This window comes from Corynebacterium striatum ATCC 6940 (assembly GCF_000159135.1).
In the GTDB taxonomy this organism is placed as follows: domain Bacteria; phylum Actinomycetota; class Actinomycetes; order Mycobacteriales; family Mycobacteriaceae; genus Corynebacterium; species Corynebacterium striatum.
The window spans coordinates 107,582-128,982 of record NZ_GG667531.1 but is presented as its reverse complement, the minus strand read 5'-3'; the positions used below and the strand labels follow the sequence as shown (position 1 = coordinate 128,982).

At 60.6% G+C, this 21,401-nt stretch carries 16 protein-coding genes; 9 read left to right on the top strand and 7 right to left on the bottom strand.

What is annotated here, in order from left to right; translation table 11 throughout:
• Positions 1-318: 318 nt before the first annotated feature.
• Genes HMPREF0308_RS12105 through narI form a run of 5 tightly spaced genes read left to right on the top strand, consistent with a single transcriptional unit; the run spans position 319 to position 8,627 of the window.
• On the top strand, positions 319-1,644 hold the full coding sequence (locus HMPREF0308_RS12105) for a nitrate/nitrite transporter (RefSeq protein ID WP_005532032.1): 1,326 nt from the start codon (positions 319-321) through the stop codon (positions 1,642-1,644).
• A gap of 32 nt (positions 1,645-1,676) precedes the next feature.
• Positions 1,677-5,405: a nitrate reductase subunit alpha gene (locus tag HMPREF0308_RS12100; RefSeq protein WP_005532030.1), complete on the top strand. Its 3,729-nt coding sequence runs from the start codon at positions 1,677-1,679 to the stop codon at positions 5,403-5,405.
• Positions 5,405-7,000: a nitrate reductase subunit beta gene (gene narH / locus HMPREF0308_RS12095; protein WP_005532029.1), complete on the top strand. Its 1,596-nt coding sequence runs from the start codon at positions 5,405-5,407 to the stop codon at positions 6,998-7,000. Before HMPREF0308_RS12100 ends, narH begins: the two co-directional genes overlap by 1 nt.
• 16 nt (positions 7,001-7,016) lie before the next feature.
• A complete protein-coding gene (narJ, locus tag HMPREF0308_RS12090) occupies positions 7,017-7,835 on the top strand; it encodes a nitrate reductase molybdenum cofactor assembly chaperone (protein WP_005532027.1) in 819 nt (272 codons plus the stop codon).
• A gap of 9 nt (positions 7,836-7,844) precedes the next feature.
• Positions 7,845-8,627: a respiratory nitrate reductase subunit gamma gene (gene narI, locus HMPREF0308_RS12085; protein WP_005532026.1), complete on the top strand. Its 783-nt coding sequence runs from the start codon at positions 7,845-7,847 to the stop codon at positions 8,625-8,627.
• Between the two features lie 58 nt (positions 8,628-8,685).
• Here narI and HMPREF0308_RS12080 read toward each other — a convergent pair whose 3' ends face one another.
• From HMPREF0308_RS12080 to HMPREF0308_RS12070, 3 genes are read right to left on the bottom strand one after another with little or no spacing between them, the layout of a single operon-like run.
• Complete coding sequence (locus HMPREF0308_RS12080; protein ID WP_005532024.1) at positions 8,686-10,071, bottom strand: multicopper oxidase domain-containing protein; 1,386 nt, start codon at positions 10,069-10,071, stop codon at positions 8,686-8,688.
• Positions 10,072-11,271, bottom strand: a complete 1,200-nt coding sequence (locus tag HMPREF0308_RS12075) for a hypothetical protein (RefSeq protein WP_005532022.1) — start codon at positions 11,269-11,271, stop codon at positions 10,072-10,074.
• On the bottom strand, positions 11,258-12,301 hold the full coding sequence (locus HMPREF0308_RS12070) for a hypothetical protein (protein WP_005532020.1): 1,044 nt from the start codon (positions 12,299-12,301) through the stop codon (positions 11,258-11,260). Before HMPREF0308_RS12070 ends, HMPREF0308_RS12075 begins: the two co-directional genes overlap by 14 nt.
• A 99-nt stretch (positions 12,302-12,400) precedes the next feature.
• Here HMPREF0308_RS12070 and HMPREF0308_RS12065 point away from each other — a divergent pair, with 99 nt between their 5' ends.
• The 4 genes from HMPREF0308_RS12065 to HMPREF0308_RS12050 all read left to right on the top strand — a co-directional run bounded on the left by HMPREF0308_RS12065 (position 12,401) and on the right by HMPREF0308_RS12050 (position 15,927).
• Positions 12,401-12,661, top strand: coding sequence for a DUF2249 domain-containing protein (locus tag HMPREF0308_RS12065; protein ID WP_034657596.1), 261 nt, complete (start codon positions 12,401-12,403; stop codon positions 12,659-12,661).
• 22 nt (positions 12,662-12,683) lie between these two features.
• Positions 12,684-13,400: a molybdate ABC transporter substrate-binding protein gene (gene modA, locus HMPREF0308_RS12060; protein ID WP_005532017.1), complete on the top strand. Its 717-nt coding sequence runs from the start codon at positions 12,684-12,686 to the stop codon at positions 13,398-13,400.
• A 10-nt stretch (positions 13,401-13,410) separates the two neighbouring features.
• Positions 13,411-15,096: an ATP-binding cassette domain-containing protein gene (locus tag HMPREF0308_RS12055; protein ID WP_005532015.1), complete on the top strand. Its 1,686-nt coding sequence runs from the start codon at positions 13,411-13,413 to the stop codon at positions 15,094-15,096.
• A 135-nt stretch (positions 15,097-15,231) separates the two neighbouring features.
• On the top strand, positions 15,232-15,927 hold the full coding sequence (locus tag HMPREF0308_RS12050; protein WP_005532012.1) for a helix-turn-helix transcriptional regulator: 696 nt from the start codon (positions 15,232-15,234) through the stop codon (positions 15,925-15,927).
• Here HMPREF0308_RS12050 and thrB read toward each other — a convergent pair.
• From thrB to argS, 4 genes are all read right to left on the bottom strand, one after another.
• Positions 15,924-16,853 (bottom strand): homoserine kinase, encoded by a 930-nt coding sequence (gene thrB, locus HMPREF0308_RS12045; protein WP_005532011.1) that lies wholly within the window; start codon positions 16,851-16,853, stop codon positions 15,924-15,926. The genes HMPREF0308_RS12050 and thrB overlap by 4 nt on opposite strands.
• Positions 16,850-18,187, bottom strand: a complete 1,338-nt coding sequence (locus HMPREF0308_RS12040) for a homoserine dehydrogenase (RefSeq protein ID WP_034657595.1) — start codon at positions 18,185-18,187, stop codon at positions 16,850-16,852. The genes thrB and HMPREF0308_RS12040 overlap by 4 nt, the downstream gene beginning before the upstream one ends.
• 157 nt (positions 18,188-18,344) lie before the next feature.
• Positions 18,345-19,679, bottom strand: coding sequence for a diaminopimelate decarboxylase (lysA, locus tag HMPREF0308_RS12035; protein ID WP_005532006.1), 1,335 nt, complete (start codon positions 19,677-19,679; stop codon positions 18,345-18,347).
• Positions 19,680-21,341, bottom strand: coding sequence for an arginine--tRNA ligase (gene argS, locus HMPREF0308_RS12030; protein WP_005532004.1), 1,662 nt, complete (start codon positions 21,339-21,341; stop codon positions 19,680-19,682). It abuts the gene before it with no gap.
• Positions 21,342-21,401 lie beyond the last annotated feature (60 nt).

The window sequence follows — 21,401 nt, the reverse complement described above, 5'->3', positions numbered from 1 at the left end:
TTGGCCAAGGCGCCTGCAGAATCAGGCTTTGCGCCGCTCAAAACGCGGTCAGCGGTGACGATTATGGCAGCGGTGGCAGGTTTCATGTGGGCGTCCTTTACCTCGGTTTAATGGTGTGACATTTTTAACAGAAACGAGTCATAAGCAGCAGTTTCCTACCCCTTGACGGGTTAACCAGCGAAAGGTCGGTATATGAAATATTTCCGCAACACTAATGTTCCCTAATTAAACTCGAAGAATTCCGTAGAAAATTCCTCTTTTTAGGATAATTGAAACTACATTAGAAAGAGAAAGTTTCTACGAGAATACCGAGGAATAATGACTGCACTTGATACGTCGGGCAAGACCATCCAAGGATGGAACCCCGAAGAAAAAGACCACTGGGATTCCAAGGTTGCGTGGCGAACCTTGTGGGTTTCCACCTTCGTGCTGATCATCGGTTTTGCAACGTGGTATCTCGTTTCCGCAATTGCACCGATGCTCAACCAGATCGGCTTCGATCTCAGCAAGAGTCAGCTGTACTGGCTGACCTCCATTGCAGGCCTCGCATGCGGCTTATTCCGCCTGCTGTTTATGTTCCTGCCACCTATCATCGGCACCCGCAAGCTGGTGTTCGTGTCCTCCCTGCTGTTCATCATCCCGATGCTCGGCTGGTTCTTCGCCGTGCAGGACACCTCCACCCCGTACTGGTGGCTTTTAACCTTGGCTTTCCTGTCCGGTATCGGCGGCGGCGTCTTTTCTGGCTTTATGCCTTCCACCGGCTATTTCTTCCCTAAGCGCATGTCCGGCACCGCCCTCGGCCTGCAGGCAGGCTTGGGCAACTTCGGTATTTCCTTCATTCAACTGGTTGCGCCGTGGCTGATGGGCTTTACCCTCCTGGGAATCGGCTTCGTGGCACCACAGCGCACAGATGATGGCGCAATCTTCGTGCACAACCCAGCAATCTTCTTGGTTCCATGGGCACTAGTTGGTGCTGTTCTCGCATGGATGCTGCTCAAGGACGTTCCAGTCAAGGCAAACTTCCGCCAGCAGATCGATATTTTCGGCAACAAGAACACGTGGATCTTGACCGTTGTCTACTTGATGACCTTCGGCGCTTTCTCTGGCTTCGCGGCTCAAATGGCGCTTCTTATCAACCAGACCTTCGGCGCCGATTCTCAGTTTGCTGGCCAGTTCGATGACCTGCCGCGCGGGGCTGCCTATGCCTTCCTCGGCCCGCTGATCGGCGCGCTGGTCCGCGCGCTGTGGGGCCCGCTGTGCGATAAGTTCGGCGGCGCTATCTGGACCTTCGTCGGTTGTGTAGGCATGACGGTGTTTACTGCCCTTTCTGCACTCTTCTTAAACCCCTCCGACCCGAGCGAGTTCAAGGGCTTTTTGACCTGCATGCTCATCATGTTCTTCTTCACCGGTCTGGGCAATGCCGGCACCTTCAAGCAGATGCCAATGATTTTGCCGAAGCGTCAGGCAGGCGGCGTCATCGGTTGGACTGGTGCCATCGGCGCCTTCGGCCCGTTCGTCGTAGGCGTGCTGCTTTCCATGATGCCGGCCGCCACGTTCTTCTGGGGTTGCGTTGTGTATTTCGCAATCACCTCTGTCCTCGTGTGGATCTACTACGCCCGTCCACGCGCGCCTTTCCCCGGCTAAACCACGCCTTCCTAAAGGAGTAACCCACCCCCATGACTGAAAATAAATCCGGCCCCAGCTCCCTTTTCAAGCTCGGCGCCTATCTGCGCAAAGGCGAAGCCAGCGACTCTGGCCAACAGCTGTTTTTGAAGGGCGGCAGGCAGGCAGATGTCTTCTACCGTAACCGTTGGGCCTTCGACAAAATGGTTCGCTCTACACACGGCGTCAACTGCACGGGTTCTTGCTCGTGGAAAGTCTACGTCAAAGATGGCGTCATCACCTGGGAATCCCAGGCCGTGGACTACCCGACCACCGGCAATGACATGCCGGAATACGAGCCGCGCGGATGCCCTCGTGGTGCTTCTTTCTCCTGGTACACCTACTCGCCTACCCGCGTGCGTTATCCCTATGCGCGCGGCGTTCTGGTGGACATGTTCCGTGAGGAAAAAGCTAAAAACGGCGGCGACTCTGTCCTCGCATGGCGTGCCATCCAGGAAGATCCTGAAAAGCGCAAGGCTTACATCTCCCAGCGTGGCAAGGGCGGCCTGATTCGTATCAGCTACGAAGAGGCAATCGACATCGCTGCTGCGGCGCACGTTTACACCATTCGCAAGTACGGTCCGGACCGCATCTTCGGCTTTACAGTTATTCCTGCCATGTCGCAGGTCTCTTATGGCGCCGGCACCCGCTTCCTGCAGAGCATCGGCGGCGTCGCTCTGTCCTTCTATGACTGGTACGCCGACCTGCCGCCGGCATCCCCCCAGACCTTCGGTGATCAGACTGACGTGCCGGAATCCGGTGACTGGTACAACTCCTCCTATCTCATGATGTGGGGCTCCAACATCCCTGTTACCCGTACCCCGGATGCACACTTCATGGTGGAGTCACGCTACAAAGGCACCAAGGTCGTCGTGGTTTCGCCGGACTTCGCTGACAACACGAAGTTCGCCGACGAGTGGGCCCGCATCGAGCCGGGTTCTGATGCCGCTTTGGCTTTTGCCATGGGGCATGTCATTTTGAAGAAGTTCCACGTTGAGCGCCAAGAACCGTACTTCTTGAACTACATGCGCAAGTACACGGACTCGCCTTTCTTGGTCACCTTGGACGAGCGCGAGGACGGAACCTATACCCCAGGCAAGTTCCTCACGGCTTCCCAGGTCTCCGATGCGGAGCTGAATTCCTCGCCAAACGCCACCCACCGTGGCCTGGTCATGGAAGAAGACGGCAAGGTAGTCGATCCGGGCGGCACCGTCGCTGACCGCTGGGACAACAACTCGGCGAAGTGGAACCTCTCCCTCGACAACGCCGATCCTGTCATGTCCATCGCAGAGACCGATTCCTTCGAGACCGCCGAGGTACTCTTCCCGCGCTTCGACTTAGATGCGGATCCAGCCGACATCGGCACCGACAAGCCAGTTGGCACGGGCATTGTGCACCGCGGTGTGCCGGTTCGTCGCGTCGACGGCAAGCTCGTGACCACGGTCTTCGACGTCATGCTCGCGCACTACGGCGTCAATCGCGAAGAGCTTAACTTGCCAGGTTCCTGGCCGAAGGACTTCTACGATGCCTCCGAAGTGGGCACGCCAGCCTGGCAGGAGGGCCTCACCGGCGTGCCTGCCGATACCGCCATCCGCATCGGCCGTGAGTTCGCGCAGAACGCCGCAGATTCCAAGGGGCGCTCCCAGATCATCATGGGTGCCGGCGTCAACCACTACTTCCACGCAGATACCATCTACCGCACCTTCTTGGCGCTGACCTCGATGTGCGGTACCCAGGGTGTCAACGGTGGCGGCTGGGCTCACTACGTGGGCCAGGAGAAGCTGCGTCCTATCAACGGCTGGACCCAGTGGGCCATGGCCACCGACTGGCAGCGTCCTCCGCGCCACATGATTTCGACAGGCTTCTATTACTTCGCCACCGAGCAATACCGCTACGACAACTCCCGCGCCTCCCATCTGGGTTCGCCCCTGGCCAGCCACGGTGTCATCGGTGACAAGATGGTCTCCGACACCATGGCTGAGGCTATGCGTCGCGGCTGGATGCCGGCTTACCCGCAGTTCAACCGCAACAACCTATTGCTTGCGGCAGAGGCAAAGGAAAAAGGCGTCGACATCAATGACTACGTTGTAAGCCAGCTCAAAGATGGCGACCTCGAGTTCTCCTACGACAACCCTTCGGCAGAAGAAAACTGGCCGCGCATTCTTTTGAACTGGCGTACCAACCTGCTGGGTTCTTCTGCAAAGGGCACCGAGTTCTTCCTGCGTCACTTGCTCGGAATCGACTCCGATGCCACGGCCGAAGAGCTCGCTGCCGAGGATCGTCCACGCACCATCAAGTGGGTTGATGAGGCTCCTGAGGGCAAGCTCGACCTCATGATGACCACGGACTTCCGCAATACGTCGACGACCTTGGTCTCTGACATCGTGCTGCCAGCAGCTACCTGGTATGAAAAGCACGATATGTCCTCGACGGATATGCACCCATACCTGCACTCCTTCAACGCGGCCATCAACCCGCCGTGGGAGGCCCGCACCGACTTCGAGGTCTTCCGCGACCTCGCAGCTTCGCTTTCTGCCAAGTCCGCAAAGTGGCTCGGCGTGCAAACTGACATCATCACGCAACCGAGCCACCACGACTCCCCCGATGAGTTGAGCATGCCAAACGGCATTGTGCCCGACGTCGAAAAGCTCGGCTTGGTGCCAGGGGTTACCATGCCGAAGCTGCATGTGGTGGAGCGTGACTACACCAAGATCTATGAGAAGTGGACTCACTTGGGCCCGCTGCCGGCCAAGGCCGGGACTGTGGTGCATGGCACCAAGTTCAACGTGGAAAAGCAGGTCAAGGAGCTTGAGCTCATCTGTGGAACCTCGAAGACCTCAATGGGTGAGCTCATTGACCTGAGCAAAGACACAAAGGTCATCGACGCCATCTTGCACCTGTCCGGTGTATCCAACGGCGAGCTGGCAAAGCAAGGCTTCGAGTATCTGTCTTCGCGCACCGGCCGTGACATGACACCGCTTGCGGCCTCCGATGAGGACGTGCGCATCAGCTGGGATTCCATCAAGGAGCGCCCGACCGAGGTCCTCACCTCGCCGGAATGGACGGCTGACAAGCGCAATAAGCGCCGCTACACGGCGTTTAGCATCAACGTCGAGTTCGACAAGCCATGGCACACGCTGACCGGCCGCATGCACTACTACATCGACCACGATTGGTTCATGGACTACGGCGAGGCGCTGCCTATCTTCCGCCCACCGCTTGATCATCTGCATATGCACGGCGAATTCGCGCCGGGCCAGACCTTGCAGAATGAGCGCGGCGAAGTCGAGGTCACCCTGCGTTATCTCACCACCCACAACAAGTGGTCGATTCACTCGCAATACTTCGACAACCTGCACGTGCTGTCTATTTCCCGCGGCGGCCAGGTGGTCTGGATGTCGGACAAGGACGCCGCAAAGATCGGCGTGAAGGACAACGAGTGGGTTGAGGTCTACAACCGCAACGGCATCGTGTCCGCCCGCGCCATCGTCTCCCACCGCATCCCGGAGGGCACAATGATCTGCAACCACGCCCAGGAACGCACCGTTGGTACCCCAATCAATGAGTTCACCGGCCGCCGCGGCGGCACGCACAACTCGCTGACCCGTATCTCTATCAAGCCGGTCCACATTGCCGGCGGCTACGGCCAGCTGACCTATCACTTCAATTACATCGGCCCAACCGGCAACAACCGCGACGAAGTCACCCGCGTGCGCCGTCGCTCCCAGGAGGTTTCTTACTAATGAAAGTCATGGCCCAAATCTCCATGATCATGAACCTGGACAAGTGCATCGGCTGCCACACCTGTTCGGTCACGTGTAAGCAGGCATGGACCAACCGCGAAGGCACCGAGTACATCTGGTTCAATAACGTTGAAACTCGTCCCGGCGTGGGCTACCCCCGCACCTGGGAGGACCAGGAAAAGTGGAAGGGCGGCTGGGAGCTTACCGGCTCTGGCAAGCTCAAACCCAAGGCCGGTGGACGCTTGAAGAAGCTGGCTACCCTGTTCCATAACCCGAACCTGCCGACCGTCCAGGACTACTACGAGCCGTGGAGCTACCAGTACGAGGATCTGATGGGTGCCAAGGCTGGTCAAAAGACCCAGCCCACCGCAAAGCCGGTCTCTCAAATCGATGGCCGCGAAATAAACAAGATTGAGTGGTCTTCCAACTGGGATGACAACCTGGGTGGTTCTGTTGAGACCATGGACCAGGACCCTACCCTGCACCAGATGAATCTGCAGGTAAAGAAGGAGATCGAGGACTCCTTCATGTTCTACCTGCCACGCATCTGCGAGCATTGCATGAACCCCACCTGCGTGTCTTCGTGCCCTTCCGGCGCGATGTACAAGCGCGCTGAAGACGGCATCGTGCTCGTGGATCAGGACCAGTGCCGCGGCTGGCGCATGTGTGTCTCGGGCTGCCCTTATAAGAAGGTTTACTTCAACCACAAGACCGGCAAGGCCGAGAAATGTACGCTCTGCTACCCGCGCCTTGAGGTAGGCCAGCCCACAGTTTGCTCTGAAACCTGCGTGGGCCGCCTGCGCTACTTGGGCGTCATCTTCTACGATGCCGATCGCGTGGCCGAGGCTGCCTCGACGCCGAATGAGCAGGACCTCTTTGAAGCGCAGAAGTCCATCATGCTGGACCCGCACGACCCTGCTGTCGTAGCTGCCGCACAGAAAGAAGGCATCCCGCACTCCTGGATCGATGCCGCGCAGAACTCGCCAATCTACGACCTCATCTTCAAGTACAACGTCGCGCTTCCGCTGCACCCTGAGTACCGCACGCTGCCGATGGTCTGGTACATCCCGCCACTTTCGCCCATCGTGGACCAGGTAAGCGCCACCGGCAATGACGGCGAGGACCACAAGATCCTCTTCTCCGCGCTGTCTAACATGCGTATTCCGCTGGAGTACCTCGCAGGTCTTTTCACCGCAGGCGATACCGTGCCAGTGGAAAAGTCGCTGCGCCGCCTCGTCGCTATGCGCTCCTACATGCGCGATATCAACTTGGGCAACGAGCCACAGGAGGAAATTGCACAGGCCGTCGGCATGACCGGAGAGGACATGGTGGCTATGTACCGCCTGCTTTCCATCGCCAAGTACGACGACCGCTACGTCATCCCGACTGCCTCCCCGGAGACCCCGCGTGGCATCGCTTCGCTGGATCCTTTCGGCGACGTCGACCCGGCACGCGCTTCCGAGGACGTCTTCCACGACTTGGGCATGGGCGCGCCGGAGGCCTGCACGCACGGCGCGGCAGCAGGTTCCGGCACGGTTTCCCTGCTGTCGTGGACTGGTGACCGCCCCGATTCGATGTTCCCAAACCGCGACTAGGGGGTAAGTCTGAAAGATGAATATCTTTGAAAAACTTGCCGCCCGTGCGGCTCAACCTCCGCAAGATGACGCCGTGGCAGGATTCGGCACCGTCAGCGGTGTGCCTGCCGGCATCGGCTCTTTGGGCGGAGCTGCCGATGTCAAGCGCACGGCACGCACGCACACCGGCCAGGTCCCCACTGACTTCGTGACACCGGTGGCGGTCGATGAGACCCAGCGGCGTATCGTCGCCATGGCGGCCAGCGTCTTGCTGCGCTACCCGGAGGAGGATTTTCTCTCCCATTTGGACGTGGTCCAGGACCAGCTCGACCAGCTACCAATGGCGCTGGCAACGGATTTCATGGGCTTTATCGACGCCGCCCGTACCGCGGGGCTGCGCGCACTGCAGGAGCACTACGTTGAGACCTTCGATCAGCGTCGCCGCTGCTCGCTGTTTTTGTCCTACTACGCCGTCGGCGATACCCGGCAGCGCGGAATGGCCATCTTGTCTTTCTCCCAACAGCTTGAGTCATTTGGTTTCCAGCTGGCAGAAAATGAATTGCCGGACCACCTCTGCGTGGTTCTGGAAGCGCTAGGACTCGCCGAGGGCAAAGACCATGCGCGCGCCGTTGAGATGCTGGCGAGCTATCGCGAGGGCATAGAGGTGCTGCGTGCTGCACTTTCACAACAGGATTCGCCTTATGTGCGCCTAATCGTCGCCGTGTGCAAGGCGCTGCCGGAGGTAGATGCCGAAACCGCTCAGAAATACGTCGATCTCATTCGTACCGGCCCTCCAGCTGAGATGGTGGGCATTGCTGATCTTCCTTTCCCCACTGCTCAACCTGATCTCGTTTAAGGAGCACTCATGGATTATTTCAACAACTTTTTATGGGGTGCCTTCCCGTGGCTGGCCATCGCCGCGTTTTTCGTCGGCATCTTCTGGCGCTGGCGCACCGACCAATTCGGTTGGACCACGCACTCTTCCCAGATCTATGAATCGAAGCTGCTGCGCCTTTCCTCCCCGCTGTTCCACTGGGGCATGGTCTTCGTGGTCATCGGCCATCTGATGGGCCTAGCTTTCCCAAAGTCGTGGACGCGTGCGGTAGGCATCAGTGACCACGCTTATCACCTGTTAGCGACGATCCCTGGCTCTATCGCGGCGGTCGCCGTGATTCTTGGCTTCCTGGGTCTGCTCTACCGCCGCATCGTTAATCGCTCAGTGTTCCTGTCCACCTCGAGCTCGGACAAGGTCATGTACTTCTTCCTGGCGCTAGCGCTGCTGTCTGGCACCATCGCGACGTTTAGCACCCAGGTCTTCGGCGGACCACAAGGCTATGACTACCGCGAGACCATCTCGCCGTGGCTGCGCCAGCTGCTGATCTTCAACATCCACCCGGAGTGGATGGCTGATGTTCCCTGGCAGTTCAAGGTCCACGTCTTGTGTGGTTTTACCATCATCGCCGTCTGGCCTTTTACTCGCCTGGTCCACGCTTTCTCAGCGCCGGTTGGCTACGTCACCCGTCCGTACGTGGTCTACCGTTCCCGCGACCAGCGCACCACGGATATGCGCTCGCACACTGCGTGGGAGCCGGTGCGTTCCCACCGCGCGCAGCTCGACGCCAACGAGACTCCTGCCCACGGTGCCTAAGCACTAGATCGATTAACGGAGCGAGGAAGATTTCTTCCTCGCTCCTTTTGTCTAAGCACTACTGCGTGACCACAATCTTTCCGTGCTGGCCCTTTTCGGCCGCGGTCATGATGTGATTGACAAAACTGTAGGTACCCGGCTCGTTAAACGTCATCTCCACGAAGCCGCCCTGCGCGGGAAGCAGATCCAGCGCCTGCGAACCCGAATCGCGACGGTCCTTAATGAGGTAGTCGCCCTCCTTATACGCGGTGTCGAACTGCTCGCCGACTACGTGGAAGGACAACGGCTGGTCTGGGCCCACGTTGAGCAGCCAGATGCGAACCTTATCGCCAACCTTGGCATGCAGCGGCTCAAGGTCGTACTGATTCGGATAGTAATTAAACGCCATCAGGTCGTACTCGCCGTTTGAGACGCGGTCGGCGTCGGCACCGTTCTCGTCGCCTAGGAAGATGTCAGAGGCAATCATGGCGTACTCGGCATCCACATCGCTGAGTTCAGCTGGATCGATAACGACGGCGCCCGCCATTCCATTGGCAATGTGCAGGCTCATCGGCGCCGTGGAGCAGTGATACATCCAGATGCCCGAGCGGTTAGCGGTGAACTCGTAGGTTAGCGACTGGCCTGGGTCGATGGACTTCATGTTCTCATCCGGATTGACCTCACCGGCGTGGAAGTCGATGGAGTGGCCCATCGTTCCCTCATTCTTGATGGTGATCTTGAACTTGTCGCCTACCTTGCCGCGCAGGGTTGGCCCTGGGGCTTGGCCGTTGAATAGCCACCGCGTTTGTTTTACCCCGGGTGCGACCTCGACCTCTTCCTCGGTCATGGTCCAGGTCTCCTCGTGGGTGGTTCCTTCGGCCTTGGCCAAGCGGGCATCGAAAGCCTTGAAGTCGTCGCGCTTCTTGGTGCGCTCCGCTGCACTCGGTACGTCGGGGTGGCTCGCAGAGTGATGGTGCTCGTGCTGAGCATCGCCTGCTGTGCCTGCAGAGCCTGCGGTGCTGGCAGCTCCCGCGGCGTCGTCAGTCGTGTTTATCTGGAGCACCATACCCTGTGCTTTGTGCCCGGCGATGGTGCAATAGCCCTGGGTGGATTCATTGATGATGCCTGCGTCGAGCTCAACGGTCTTGCCTGGCTCCACACGGCCGGTCTCGTTGTCACCAATCTTTAGGTCGTGGACCTGGTCGCCGTCGTTGGTGAAGTTGACCACCAGGTGGGCGCCCTGTGGCACGTCGATGGAGGCCGGGACGAAGGCCATGCCGGAGACTGAGACGTCGACAACGGTCGCTTCCACGCCCGCGCTTTCCGACGCCCTTTGCGCCTTGCCCGTGCTATTAAACACCGCGAGCGCGATAATCGCGGCAAGGGCAATGCCGATGAGCAACCAGGAAGCCCAATTGTTTTGAGCCGGCGGCTTCGGAGATTGATTCGAAGAAACGCTGAGCATTTAGTTCTCCAGTCTTTTCTGCTTGTAAACGGCCACTACGATGGCCAAGACGTTGGTGATGAGGCCAAGCCCCATCATGATAAGCCCGGCAACATCCGCGCCGAGTAAGCACAACACTGCGCCCAAGTTGATAAGCACCAAACGTGCATAACCGCCGCGGTCAGCGACTTTTCGCCCTAGTGTGACTTTCGCCGGACCGCCGCCCAACAGGGTGGGCAGGAGGTGATGGAGCACGCCGGTGACCAATTGCAACAGGCCAGCGCCGACGAAGGCGGGCATGAGCAACAACGTCACCGCGCGGGGGTAGACGCCGATTACGGCGCACACCGCGTCCGCAGCGCATAAGCTGAGCATCCACAACAGTCCGGCGACGACCGAGACCGTCGCCGTGGTCTGCTGCGGGTTTCCCGCCACCACCGTGGCCAGGATGGGCTGAATGATGTAAATTGCGGCGAGCACGACGAGCAACTGGGCCATGCCCGCTGCCCGAGTAAGCCCCACTGCGTAAAGCCCCACCGCGAGGGCGAGGCCTACGCAGTGCACTATAAGTGCCCGGGAACAGCGGGCGCGCGCTGCCGGGGCGATCTTGGTGCTCGACAGCGTGGGCAGCAGCGTGACCACTGTTCCGAGGATGGTCAGCCAGGCAAAGCCCCACACCATTCCGCGGGAGTGCGCGGCGACCAGCAGTGAGTAGTTGCCCACGCCGTTAGCCGCGAAAATGACCATCACGACTGAGGCCATCAAGAACACGGCGGCAGCAATGTAGAAAGGTACTGTCACGGCAAAAGAACCCGCGAGCGAACCTTTGAGCGCGCGGTAGATGTCCCACGCGTGCCAGAAGAAGGTGACGATGATGAGAAGCGAGGCGGCGTCGGAAAGCGGGCCCCAATCATAGCCCGCACGATCGACGAGCAGGAGGACCAAGCCCACCTGAATTAGCGCCACGCGCCAGGCCACCGACTTGTAGCCACGGGCCTGCATGCGGGTCAGTGCCTCAGTAAAGTGCGTGGAATACACGGTGATCGCCGTGGTCATCGCGCCAATCGTGAACGGGTGAATGAGATCCCACCACACCACGTTGGCACCGAGATTTCCTGCCACGTTGATGGCAACGCCCACCAACACCCAGAAGCCAATGACGCTCGCTGCGATCGTGTGCCAGCGTCCGCGGGCGGCTAAAGATACGTCAGCGATGTGCACGTCGTGCCTCCCGGATGGTCAAAACAAAGCCACTTAAAACGAACAGCAGCACCGCCACCACGTTAGTCATACCGCCTACCTGATACACCCCAGTGTGAGCAACGATATCCGCGCCGACGCGCACCATAAGGCCCGCGTGCAGTAGCACCACAGGCCCGTAGAGAACGGGGTTATAGGGCAGCTTCTTTCGAATGACAGACGTCAAGATGATCGGTGCGTGCGCAAAGATCATGGACATGACAAAGCCCAAGAAAATGGTGTGCACCGAAGCGTCGTAGCTAAAGCCGCTGTCCTGCCCCATGCCTAGCCACGCCAGTCCAGCTAACGCCAGCCAGAAGTAACCGGCCAGCATGCAGGCTGCGGAATATCGGGGCAGCCCCTTAGCGCGCACGAGGTTCTTGGCCACGTCCACGCGGACAGTGGTCCAGGAGATGGCGAGCAAAAGCGCACCCATCAGGCGGTAGCCCACTGCGGGTACGAGGATGTAGATAACTCCCGCGGCTGCCAGGGCGAGGATCAATGCAGTGATGAGGTTTTCCGCGCGAGTGCCGGCCATGGTCACGCGGGCGAGCTCCATGCGTTCGCCGATGATGGTGGCAACGACGTAGAGGACACACAGCGGCATGGCCGTAGCAAAGGAGGGCGTCATCGCCCACAGTAAGGAAGCGGCGACTCCCCCAATCACGCCGGCAGCCTGGACGAGGACAGCGAGGGTGGGCTGGCGGCGATGGACCTCCAGATAGATAAAGCCCAGGACGAGGAAGCTCAGTGCAAAGCACACCGCGGGTACGGGTCGCGTTACCCCGGCGAGGAGCGTTAGCACTGCCAGCACGTGGAAGGCCGGGCCCGCCCAGGCCCACGTCTTCTTCACCGCGACGGCACGCTCCAAGCCGATGGCACCTCCCACGAAACCGAACACCATCAGCGGGCCATGGGCGTTGGTTACTGCGCTGGCTGGGGCGACGCCCAGCAGTGAGGCACCGGCGAAAAGGCCGACGAGCAACGCCGCGCCGGCGAATGCCAGAAACACGAAACGATGCGCACTATTTTTCACAACTTTTATCGTACTAATATTGGGTCTAAGGTGAAACTCGAAACGCTTTCGAGCACCTCCAACGAAAGGAATAACATGCAACTGCCCATCTCTGATGCGCACAAAGGCAACGACATCCCTACCCTGAACGCCTCTGAAATTCCGCACGCAGTCCGCCACGGCGCCATCCACGGCGCGCTCGGCACCCTCAACGTTGGCGAATCGATGATCCTCATCGCGCCGCACAACCCAGTGCCACTGCTCAAGGAGATTGAGGCACGCGAGGAGTCCTTCGACCTTGCCTACCTCAAGGAAGAACCACAAGATTTCCACATCAAGTTCACCCGCACCGCCTAGTGCTGGCGTAAGTTAGATAGCCATGAAGAAGATCCTTACCCCGCTCATTGCATCGGCGCTTGCGGCTTCGTCGCTGAGCGCCTGCGCCAGCGACCAAGCGGAACTCAACGTTTTTGCCGCGTCCTCGACGCGTGTGCTCAACGATGCCCTCACGGCCACCACCCCAGTGCTTTTCAACAACGGCGGATCAGCATCCCTCGTCGAGCAGATTCACCAAGGAGCACCGGCAGACCTCCTCATCACGGCCTCAGAAAAGACCATGGACAAAGCCGTGGACAACGGCGATGTGGACAAGCCCCGCGTGCTAGCCACCAACACCATGGTCATGGTGGTCCCACCCGGTAATCCGGCAGGGATTTCCTCGGTCCGAGACTTGCGCGAGGACGACTACTTCGTGCGCTGCGATCCGTCCGTGCCCTGCGGCGACATCGCGGACAAGATCATGGAGGACCTCCACCTCACCATCACTCCCGATTCGCAAGAAGGCCAGGTAGCTGACGTCGTGGGCAAGGTCGCCAGCGGCGAAGCCGACGCCGGCTTTGTCTACTCCACGGACGCCGCGGCCAACCCAGACCTCGAGGTCATCCCCATCGAGGGCGCTGAGAAGTACCGCAACAAGATTATGGGCGCCGTGGTCACGCACTCCGAGCGACGCGACGCTGCCGAGCAATTACTGGATACGCTCTCCGACGACTTTGATGAAACCTGGACGAAGTACGGCTTCCAACCCGCCGACTAAACTGCTCTGCATGGCTTCTCACGAAACCCCCACTCGCGCCCCGTGGCCCTTCGCCATCGTGGGCGCCGTGGCGGTTTTATACGTTGCTATTCCCGTCGTGGCACTAGCAACGCGCGTACCGTGGTCCCGTCTCGGGGCGGTCGTCGGTCAAGACTCCACCCACGACTTGCTGCGCGTGACTTTGAGTTCTGCAGTTTTGGCCACCGTCCTTGCCACGTTCCTGGGCGTCGGGCTCGCCATGTGGCTCCACGGCCTCAAACACATGGGCCAGGCTGTGCGCCTGCTGGTCTACCTTCCGCTGGCCATGCCGCCAGTGGTGGGCGGCCTAGCGCTAAGCGCGGCACTCGGGCGGCGCGGGCTCTTGGCCCCGCTTCTCGACGCCCTCCACTTGAAGTTCGCCTTTGCCTTTGCCGGTGTGGTCACAGCGCATACTTTCGTGGCGCTGCCCTTCGTGGTGGTGGCGGTGGACTCGGCATTACGCCACATTGACCAGGAGGTATCCACCTCAGCGCGCCGGGTGGGAATGTCACGGTGGGCGGTATGGCAGAAGATCACGCTGCCTACCATTGCGCCCTCCATCTTTACCGGCGCCGTTCTGGCCTGCGCGCGCAGCCTGGGCGAGTTTGGCACCACGATTACCTTCGCTGGTTCGGCGCCAGGTATTACGCGCACGATGTCAAGCGGCATCTACTTAGAACGCGAGGTCAGCACGGACAACGCCTATGCTCTCTCCGCCGTGCTCATCGGCCTGGCCGTGCTTTGTTTAGCACTCGCGGGCCTGCCCACGCTGCTGCGCAAGGAACCAGCGCCACGGGCACACGCGCAAGGCCCACTTGATATCGAAAAGCTCCGCGAGCTAAGTAAGCCGCAGCAAAGCCGCGAACTCACACCGTTCCGGCCCCATGCCACGACCGCCGTAGTGGGCGTTAACGGCGCTGGCAAGACAACGCTGCTGCGCCGCATCGCTGACTCCTCTGAAAGCGTCATGCTCACCCAGAAGCCCGCATTGCCGCCGCTGTCCACAGTGACCGAGGCGATCACCATGGTCACCGATGTCGAGGACGTTACCGCGCAGCTCATTTCCGCTGCAGGGTTGGATGAGATCGCCCACGTCAAGGTGCGGGACCTCTCCGGTGGACAAGCAGCACAAGCCGCCTTGGTGCGCGCTTTGGCCGCGCGGCCGGCAGTGCTGCTACTCGACGAACCCCTGGCTGCAGTGGACGCCGCTGCCGCCGCACAATGGCGCCGCCTGCTTGCTGCCGCGGCGCACGACCGCACCACGATCCTCGTCACCCACAATGTTCTCGATCTTCTCAGCCTGGCCGATGACATCGCGGTGGTGGAAAAAGGCGAAATTCTTGCCCACGCCCCTCGCCAGGACGTCGTCAATGCTCCGCCCAACCGCTTCGTGGCGCAGTTACTTGGCCGCAGCGTCATCCGCGGCAACAAGGTTGCAGGCGCGCTGCAGCCCGATCCGCAGGGCGACACAACGCTCATCCTAAGCAACAGCGACGTCGTGCTTTCCCCTTCCGGAAGCATCACTGCCACCGTGCTGGATTTGCGAGCTATCTCCTTGGACCGGGCCGTCGTTACCCTGGACCTGGGCGGGCAATCTGTAGACGCCGAAATCTCGGTCACCGAGGCAACAAAGCTCGTCGTCGGCGGGCAAGTCCACTGCTCTATCCTCACTAATTAGGGGGAAGTCGCTCCACGTAGTGGCATATATCGCACTCGCTAGTTTGTATTTTTTACGGGTTGTAGTTGTATCGTCGTTTTTAACAACTGATTACCCTAATAAATTCACGTCAAAAACTTTCACCGAGGTAAACACATGCCCACCCAAGCTCCGCGTTCTTCCACTGAACTTTTTCCCGAGGCGCTGCGCCTTTCCCCAAAGCAGCGCGAGGTTCTCAACGCGTTGCAGGAATATCCCCAGGGAGCTCGCGCAGCAGACATCGCCCAAGACATGGGCATGCATGTCAACACCGCGCGCGGCCATCTAGACGAGCTCGTACACGTGGGCGCCGTGCGCGTTATTACGGCCCCGGCCAAGGGCCGCGGACGTCCCTCGCTTATCTTCCAGGTACGCATCCCTGACAATCGCTCGGTGGCCGAGGAATACGTGACCTTGATCAGTGTCTTAGCAGAGATGCTCGCGGACAAAGACCAGCTTAATGACTTCGCCTCCGAACAAGCCCGGGAAATCGGCCGTAAGTGGGCCAACTCCACGCAGCAGGACCAGTACGCTTCCGCGAATGCGCTGACCCCGCTTTACCGCAAGATGCGTGACATGGGTTTCGACCCTACTGCCTCAAACGCCGACCTTGAGGAAAAGGGCCACACGGAAATGGAGCTGCACGCCTGCCCATTCGTGACCGCAGGCATCAAGCCTTCCCCATTCTTGTGTGCTATCCACGACGGCTTCCTCGAGCAATCAGCCGCAGACGCAGGAAACCGCCTCCAGCTTACGCTGCTTCCGAAGTCTGGCAACGGAACCTGCTGCGTGCACGTGAAGCGGTCTTCTTAAGCCTGAACGACCTTAACCTCGACCGGCCCCGCGACCTCCAAGGGGATAACGCGGAGGCCGGCCTCGCGCGCGTCGCGCAAGATGTTTTCGTCGATGGGCTCGGTGTGCAGCACCATGGCGGTAGGGCCGGCGCCCGAAAGATAGGCCGCGAAACCACGGTTGCGCAGACGGTTGACCCACTCGGAGGTCACCGGTAGGACGTCGGCACGGTAAGGCTGGTGCAAGCGGTCGCGCGTACCTTCCCAGAGCAGCTCCGGGTAGTTCTGAAGCGCTACGACCTGCACAGCGGTGCGCGAGACGTTGAACGTTGCGTCGCCGTGGGTGACGTGGGATGGCAGCACGCGGCGCACGGCTTGGGTCGATGCGTGGAAGTTAGGCACCAATGCCGTTGCCTTGATGTCCTTATGCACATCCACGGTGACCGCCTTGTACTCCGGCAGGGAATGGCCATCGACGGGAACCGTGGTCCACGAGACCACCGCGTTGCCCAGAACCGATGCCGCGGCATTATCTGGGTGCCCCTCGAAAGCCGAGGAAAGCTGCACTACTTGCTGCTCGGTAAGCGGGAATCCTGCAAGTCCGTTGCCGGCGGCAACGCCTGCTACGGCTGCCGACGCCGAGGAACCCAGGCCGCGGGACTGCGGAATGTTGTTGTTACAGACCACGCGCAGGCCGGGCGCGGAAACATCAGCAACGTTGAGGGCCGAACGGATTGCCTTGACTACCAGGTGGGAGCCGTCACGCGGCAGGTCCTCGGCGCCCTCGCCGAAGATCTCCACTTCAAGACCAGAGTTGGTGACCTCTACCTCGACGGTGTCGTACAGGCTCAGCGCAATTCCGAGCGTGTCGAAGCCTGGGCCCAAGTTGGCCGAGGAGGCTGGAACCGTGACGATGGCCTTGGTGCCGACCTCTAGCTCGATGCTCACAGGGCTTCACCGCCCAGGCGGATAACGGAGTGCACTGCCTTGACCTCGTCGAGAGTGCTCAGCTCGGAGACGATGGCCTCGAGCTCAGCCTCGGTGGCCGCATGGGTGACCACGATGAGACGTGCGGTGTCGTCGCCGTCCTCCTGGCGCACGGTGCGCAGGGAGACGTTGTGCTTGGCAAACAGCGCGGAAATCGCCGCCAGAACGCCGGTGCGGTCTGCGACCTCCATGTCGATGTGGTAACGGGTGGAAACCTCACCGAAGGGAGCAATCGGCAGGTTGGCGTAGGTGTTTTCCCCTGGTGCGCGGCCGCCGTGGACGATGTTGCGGGCGGCACCGACGACGTCGCCAAGCACTGCGGAAGCAGTAGGATTACCGCCTGCGCCGTTGCCGTAGAACATTAGAGAACCTGCTGCCTCTGCCTCGACGAAGATTGCGTTATAAGACTTGTTCACGGAAGCCAACGGATGATCCTTCGGGACGAGCGTCGGGTGGACGCGGGCGTTGACGGACTCGTTGCCATCTTCGTCGCGCAAGCGCTCACAGATGGCAAGCAGTTTGATGGAGTAACCCGCCTTCTTCGCAGCGGCGATGTCGTCAGCGGTGATGCTCGAGATACCCTCGCAGTAGACGTCATCAAAGGTGACGCGGGTGTAGAAGCCCAACGAAGCCAAGATCGCTGCCTTGGAAGCGGCATCATGGCCCTCGACGTCGGCGGTCGGGTCTGCCTCCGCGTAGCCCAGGCGGGTGGCCTCAGCCAGCGCATCTTCGTAGGAAGCGCCGGTGGTCTCCATCGCATCCAGGATGAAGTTGGTGGTGCCGTTGACGATACCGGAGATGCGCTGCACCTGGTCACCCGCCAGCGAGCGGCGCAGCATGCCTACCACCGGGATGGCGGCTGCGACGGCTGCCTCGAAGTAGAGGTCGACTCCCGCACGGTCGGCAGCCTCAGCCAGCTCGTCCGCGTGCGCGGCCACCAGAGCCTTGTTCGCGGTCACCACGGACTTACCCGCATTGAGCGCGGCCAGCAGCAGCTCGCGCGGGTAGTCAATACCGCCGATGACCTCGACGACCAAGTCGATATCGTCGCGCATGACTAGCGCCTTGGCGTCGTCAGTAAGTAGGTCCTTAGGAACGCCTGGGCGCAGCTTGTTCTTGTTTTGGACAGCTACGCCACGAATCTCTGCGGGACCACCAATGCGATGTGCAAAAGCATCAGCGTTCTCCCCCAGCAGGCGGAAGACCTCGGCGCCGACAGTGCCGAAACCGAGCAGTGCAATACCTACTGCTTCGCCCTCGCCCTTGCCGGTGCGAATCTTGGTCTGTGAAGTCATATCGTCCCTCATTCGTCGGTACTGAAATTGTTAACCACACTATACAGAACGAGCTGTCTAGTTTTGGGTTTAGGGATCCAAATCATGGCCCCATATAGGAAGGCGGAGGGGCAAACCTTTTGGTCATGGCCCCACCGCCAGTGGATTTTAAGTGAATTTAATTGACTTCGAGAGCCAAAAGGTCATCGACAGTCTCGCGACGCAGCATCAGATTTGCCTGCCCATTGCGCACCGACACCACGGCCGGGCGCAGTGCGCCGTTGTAGCGCGACGCCATCATGTACTGATAGGCGCCAGTGGTTGCGAACGTGAGCAGGTCGCCGGTGGTGATGTCTCCCGGAAGCTTGCGTTCGTTGACCAAGATGTCGCCGGATTCGCAGTGGAAACCCACCACGCGGGAGTCCACGGGCTCACCGTCGGTGAAACGATTGACTACACGCACGTCATACTCGGATTCGTAGAGCGCTGGGCGGATGTTGTCGGACATGCCGCCGTCGACGGAAAGATAACGGCGGATAGGCAGCTCGGCTTTGCCGGTCTCCACGTCCTTGACCGTACCCACGGAATAGACGGTGACTGCGCTTGCGCCCACGAGGGAGCGGCCCGGCTCGACGAGCACGAAGGGCGGCTCGATGTCGAGCTCGTGCGCGGTGCGCTCCACGGCTGCCAGGAGATCTTGAGCCAGCTTGGCGACGTCGAGTGCCTCCTCGTACTCCATGTACGGAATGCCGAAGCCGCCACCTAGGTCGAGTTCCTTGAGTGCTACACCCAGCTCGGTGTGGATGCGCTTATAAAGCGAGAGCACGCGCTCTGCGGCGAGCTTGAAGCCTTCAGCGTTGAACACGGAGGAACCCACGTGGCAGTGCAGGCCCACGAGCTGGAGATTCTCGGACTCGAGGGCAGCCTTGGCAGCGTCGAAAGCCGCGCCCGTGGCCAGGGAGATGCCGAACTTCTGGTCCTCGTGGGACGTGGCGATGAACTCATGCGTGTGGGCGTCGACGCCCGGCTTCACCCGGATCATCACCGGCTGCACGCGGCCAGCGGCGCGCGCGATCTCGTTGAGCTGCGCCAGCTCGCCCTCGTTATCGAGGACGACGTGCGCGATCTCGTTGTCCACGCACAGCTCGAGGTACTCGCGCTCCTTGTTGTTGCCGTGGGCGGTCATGCGGGCCGGTGGGAAACCCGCGGCCAGCGCCACCTTGGCCTCGTTGAGGGAGGCGACGTCAAGGCACAGGCCTTCCTCGTTGACCCATTTCACGATGCGCTTGGTGATGAAAGCCTTGGAGGCATAGTGCACGTGCTCAGGGCCGCCGAAGGCGCGGGCCATGTCGCGGCAACGGGAGCGGAAGTCATCCTCATCAAAGACGTAGAGTGGCGTGCCGTATTCTTCGGCGAGTTCCGTCAGCGGGACGCCGGCTACGGTAACCACGCCGTCTTCTTCGCGGCGCGAGTTACGGGGCCAGACGTGCGCTGGCAGCTCGTTAAAATCCATTTACATCTTCTCCGGCGCGCTAACCCCCACCATGGTGAGGGCGTTGGCGAGGACCTGACGGGCGGCGTCGGCAAGCGCGAGGCGTGCGATGTGGATTGGCTGCGTCTCCTCCCCTGCCTTCGGCAGCACCTGGCACTGGTCATAGAAGCGGTGGAACACAGCAGCAAGATCCTCGGCAAAGCGGGCGATGCGGTGCGGCTCGCGCAAGGTCGCTGCGGTGGAGACAACCTCAGGGAACTCGCCCAAGGTGCGGATGAGATCGCCTTCCTTCTCGTGGGTGAGAAGCGCGAGATCTGCATCTGCCATAGCCGCGGCGTCAAGGCCCAGCTCTTGCGCCTTGCGCAGGATGGAGCAGATGCGCGCGTGGCCGTACTGAACGTAGTAAACAGGGTTATCGGAGGACTGGGAAGCCCACAGGCCCAGGTCGATGTCGATGGACTGATCCACGGAAGAACGCACCAGGGAGTAGCGTGCACCATCGACGCCGATGGCCTCGACGAGGTCGTCGAGAGTGATGACGGTGCCAGCACGCTTGGACATGCGCACAGCCTTGCCGTCGCGCAGCAGGTTCACCATCTGACCGATGAGAACCTCGACCTGCTCTGGGTTGTAGCCCATGGCGGCAGCGGCGGCGCGCAGGCGGGCGATGTAGCCATGGTGGTCCGCACCCAGCATGTAGATAGCGAGGTCGTGGCCACGGTCAAACTTGTCAGCAACGTAGGCGATGTCGCCAGCGATGTATGCGGCGTCGCCGTCAGACTTGATGACCACGCGGTCCTTGTCATCGCCGTAGTCGGTGGACTTGAGCCACCAGGCGCCGTCCTCGAAGTAGAGCTTCTCGTTGTCCTTAAGGTGCGCCACGGCCTTGTCAACGGCGCCGGACTCGAACAGGGAGTTCTCGTGGAAGTAGACGTCGAAGTCAACGCCAAACTCGTGCAGGGACTCCTTGATGTGCGCGAACATCATCTCCACGCCAGCGGCGCGGAACTTCTCGCGGACCTCGTCCTCGGTGCCCTCGAGTGCATCGGGGACCTGGTTTTGGACGTTGGCTGCGATCTCCTGGATGTACTCTCCGCCATAGCCGTCCTCCGGAGTCGGCTCGCCCTTGGCCGCAGCCACGAGCGAGTTGGAGAAGCGGTCGATCTGGCGGCCATGATCGTTGAAGTAGTACTCGCGGGTTACCTCAGCGCCGGAGGCTTCGAGCACGCGGCCGAGGGAATCGCCCACGGCTGCCCAACGGGTGCCGCCCAGGTGGATCGGGCCGGTGGGGTTAGCGGAGACGAATTCGAGGTTAATCTTCTGGCCTTTGTAGGCATCGTTGTGGCCGTAGTTAGTGCCTGCTTGGCGGACCTGGTCCACGATGGCGCCCTGTGCGGCGGCAGCCAGGCGGATATTCAGGAAGCCCGGGCCTGCGATCTCGGCGACGTCAATGGCGTCGTGCTTAGCCAACGCCTCGGCCAGCCAGGTGGCCAGCTCGCGCGGATTCACGCCGGCCTTCTTGGCTACCTGCAGGGCAAGGTTGGTGGCGTAGTCGCCGTGCTCAGGATTGCGCGGACGCTCCACGGTCACGGTCTCAGGAAGGACGGCGGTGTCGAGCTCGTGTTCGCTCAATACAGCGACTGCGGTCTCTTTAATAAGCACAGAAAGATCTACGGGATTCATAGCGTCAAAGTCTATCGTCCCGCGCTGACATGAGCAGCATCAGGCACGCGTTGGGGTCAT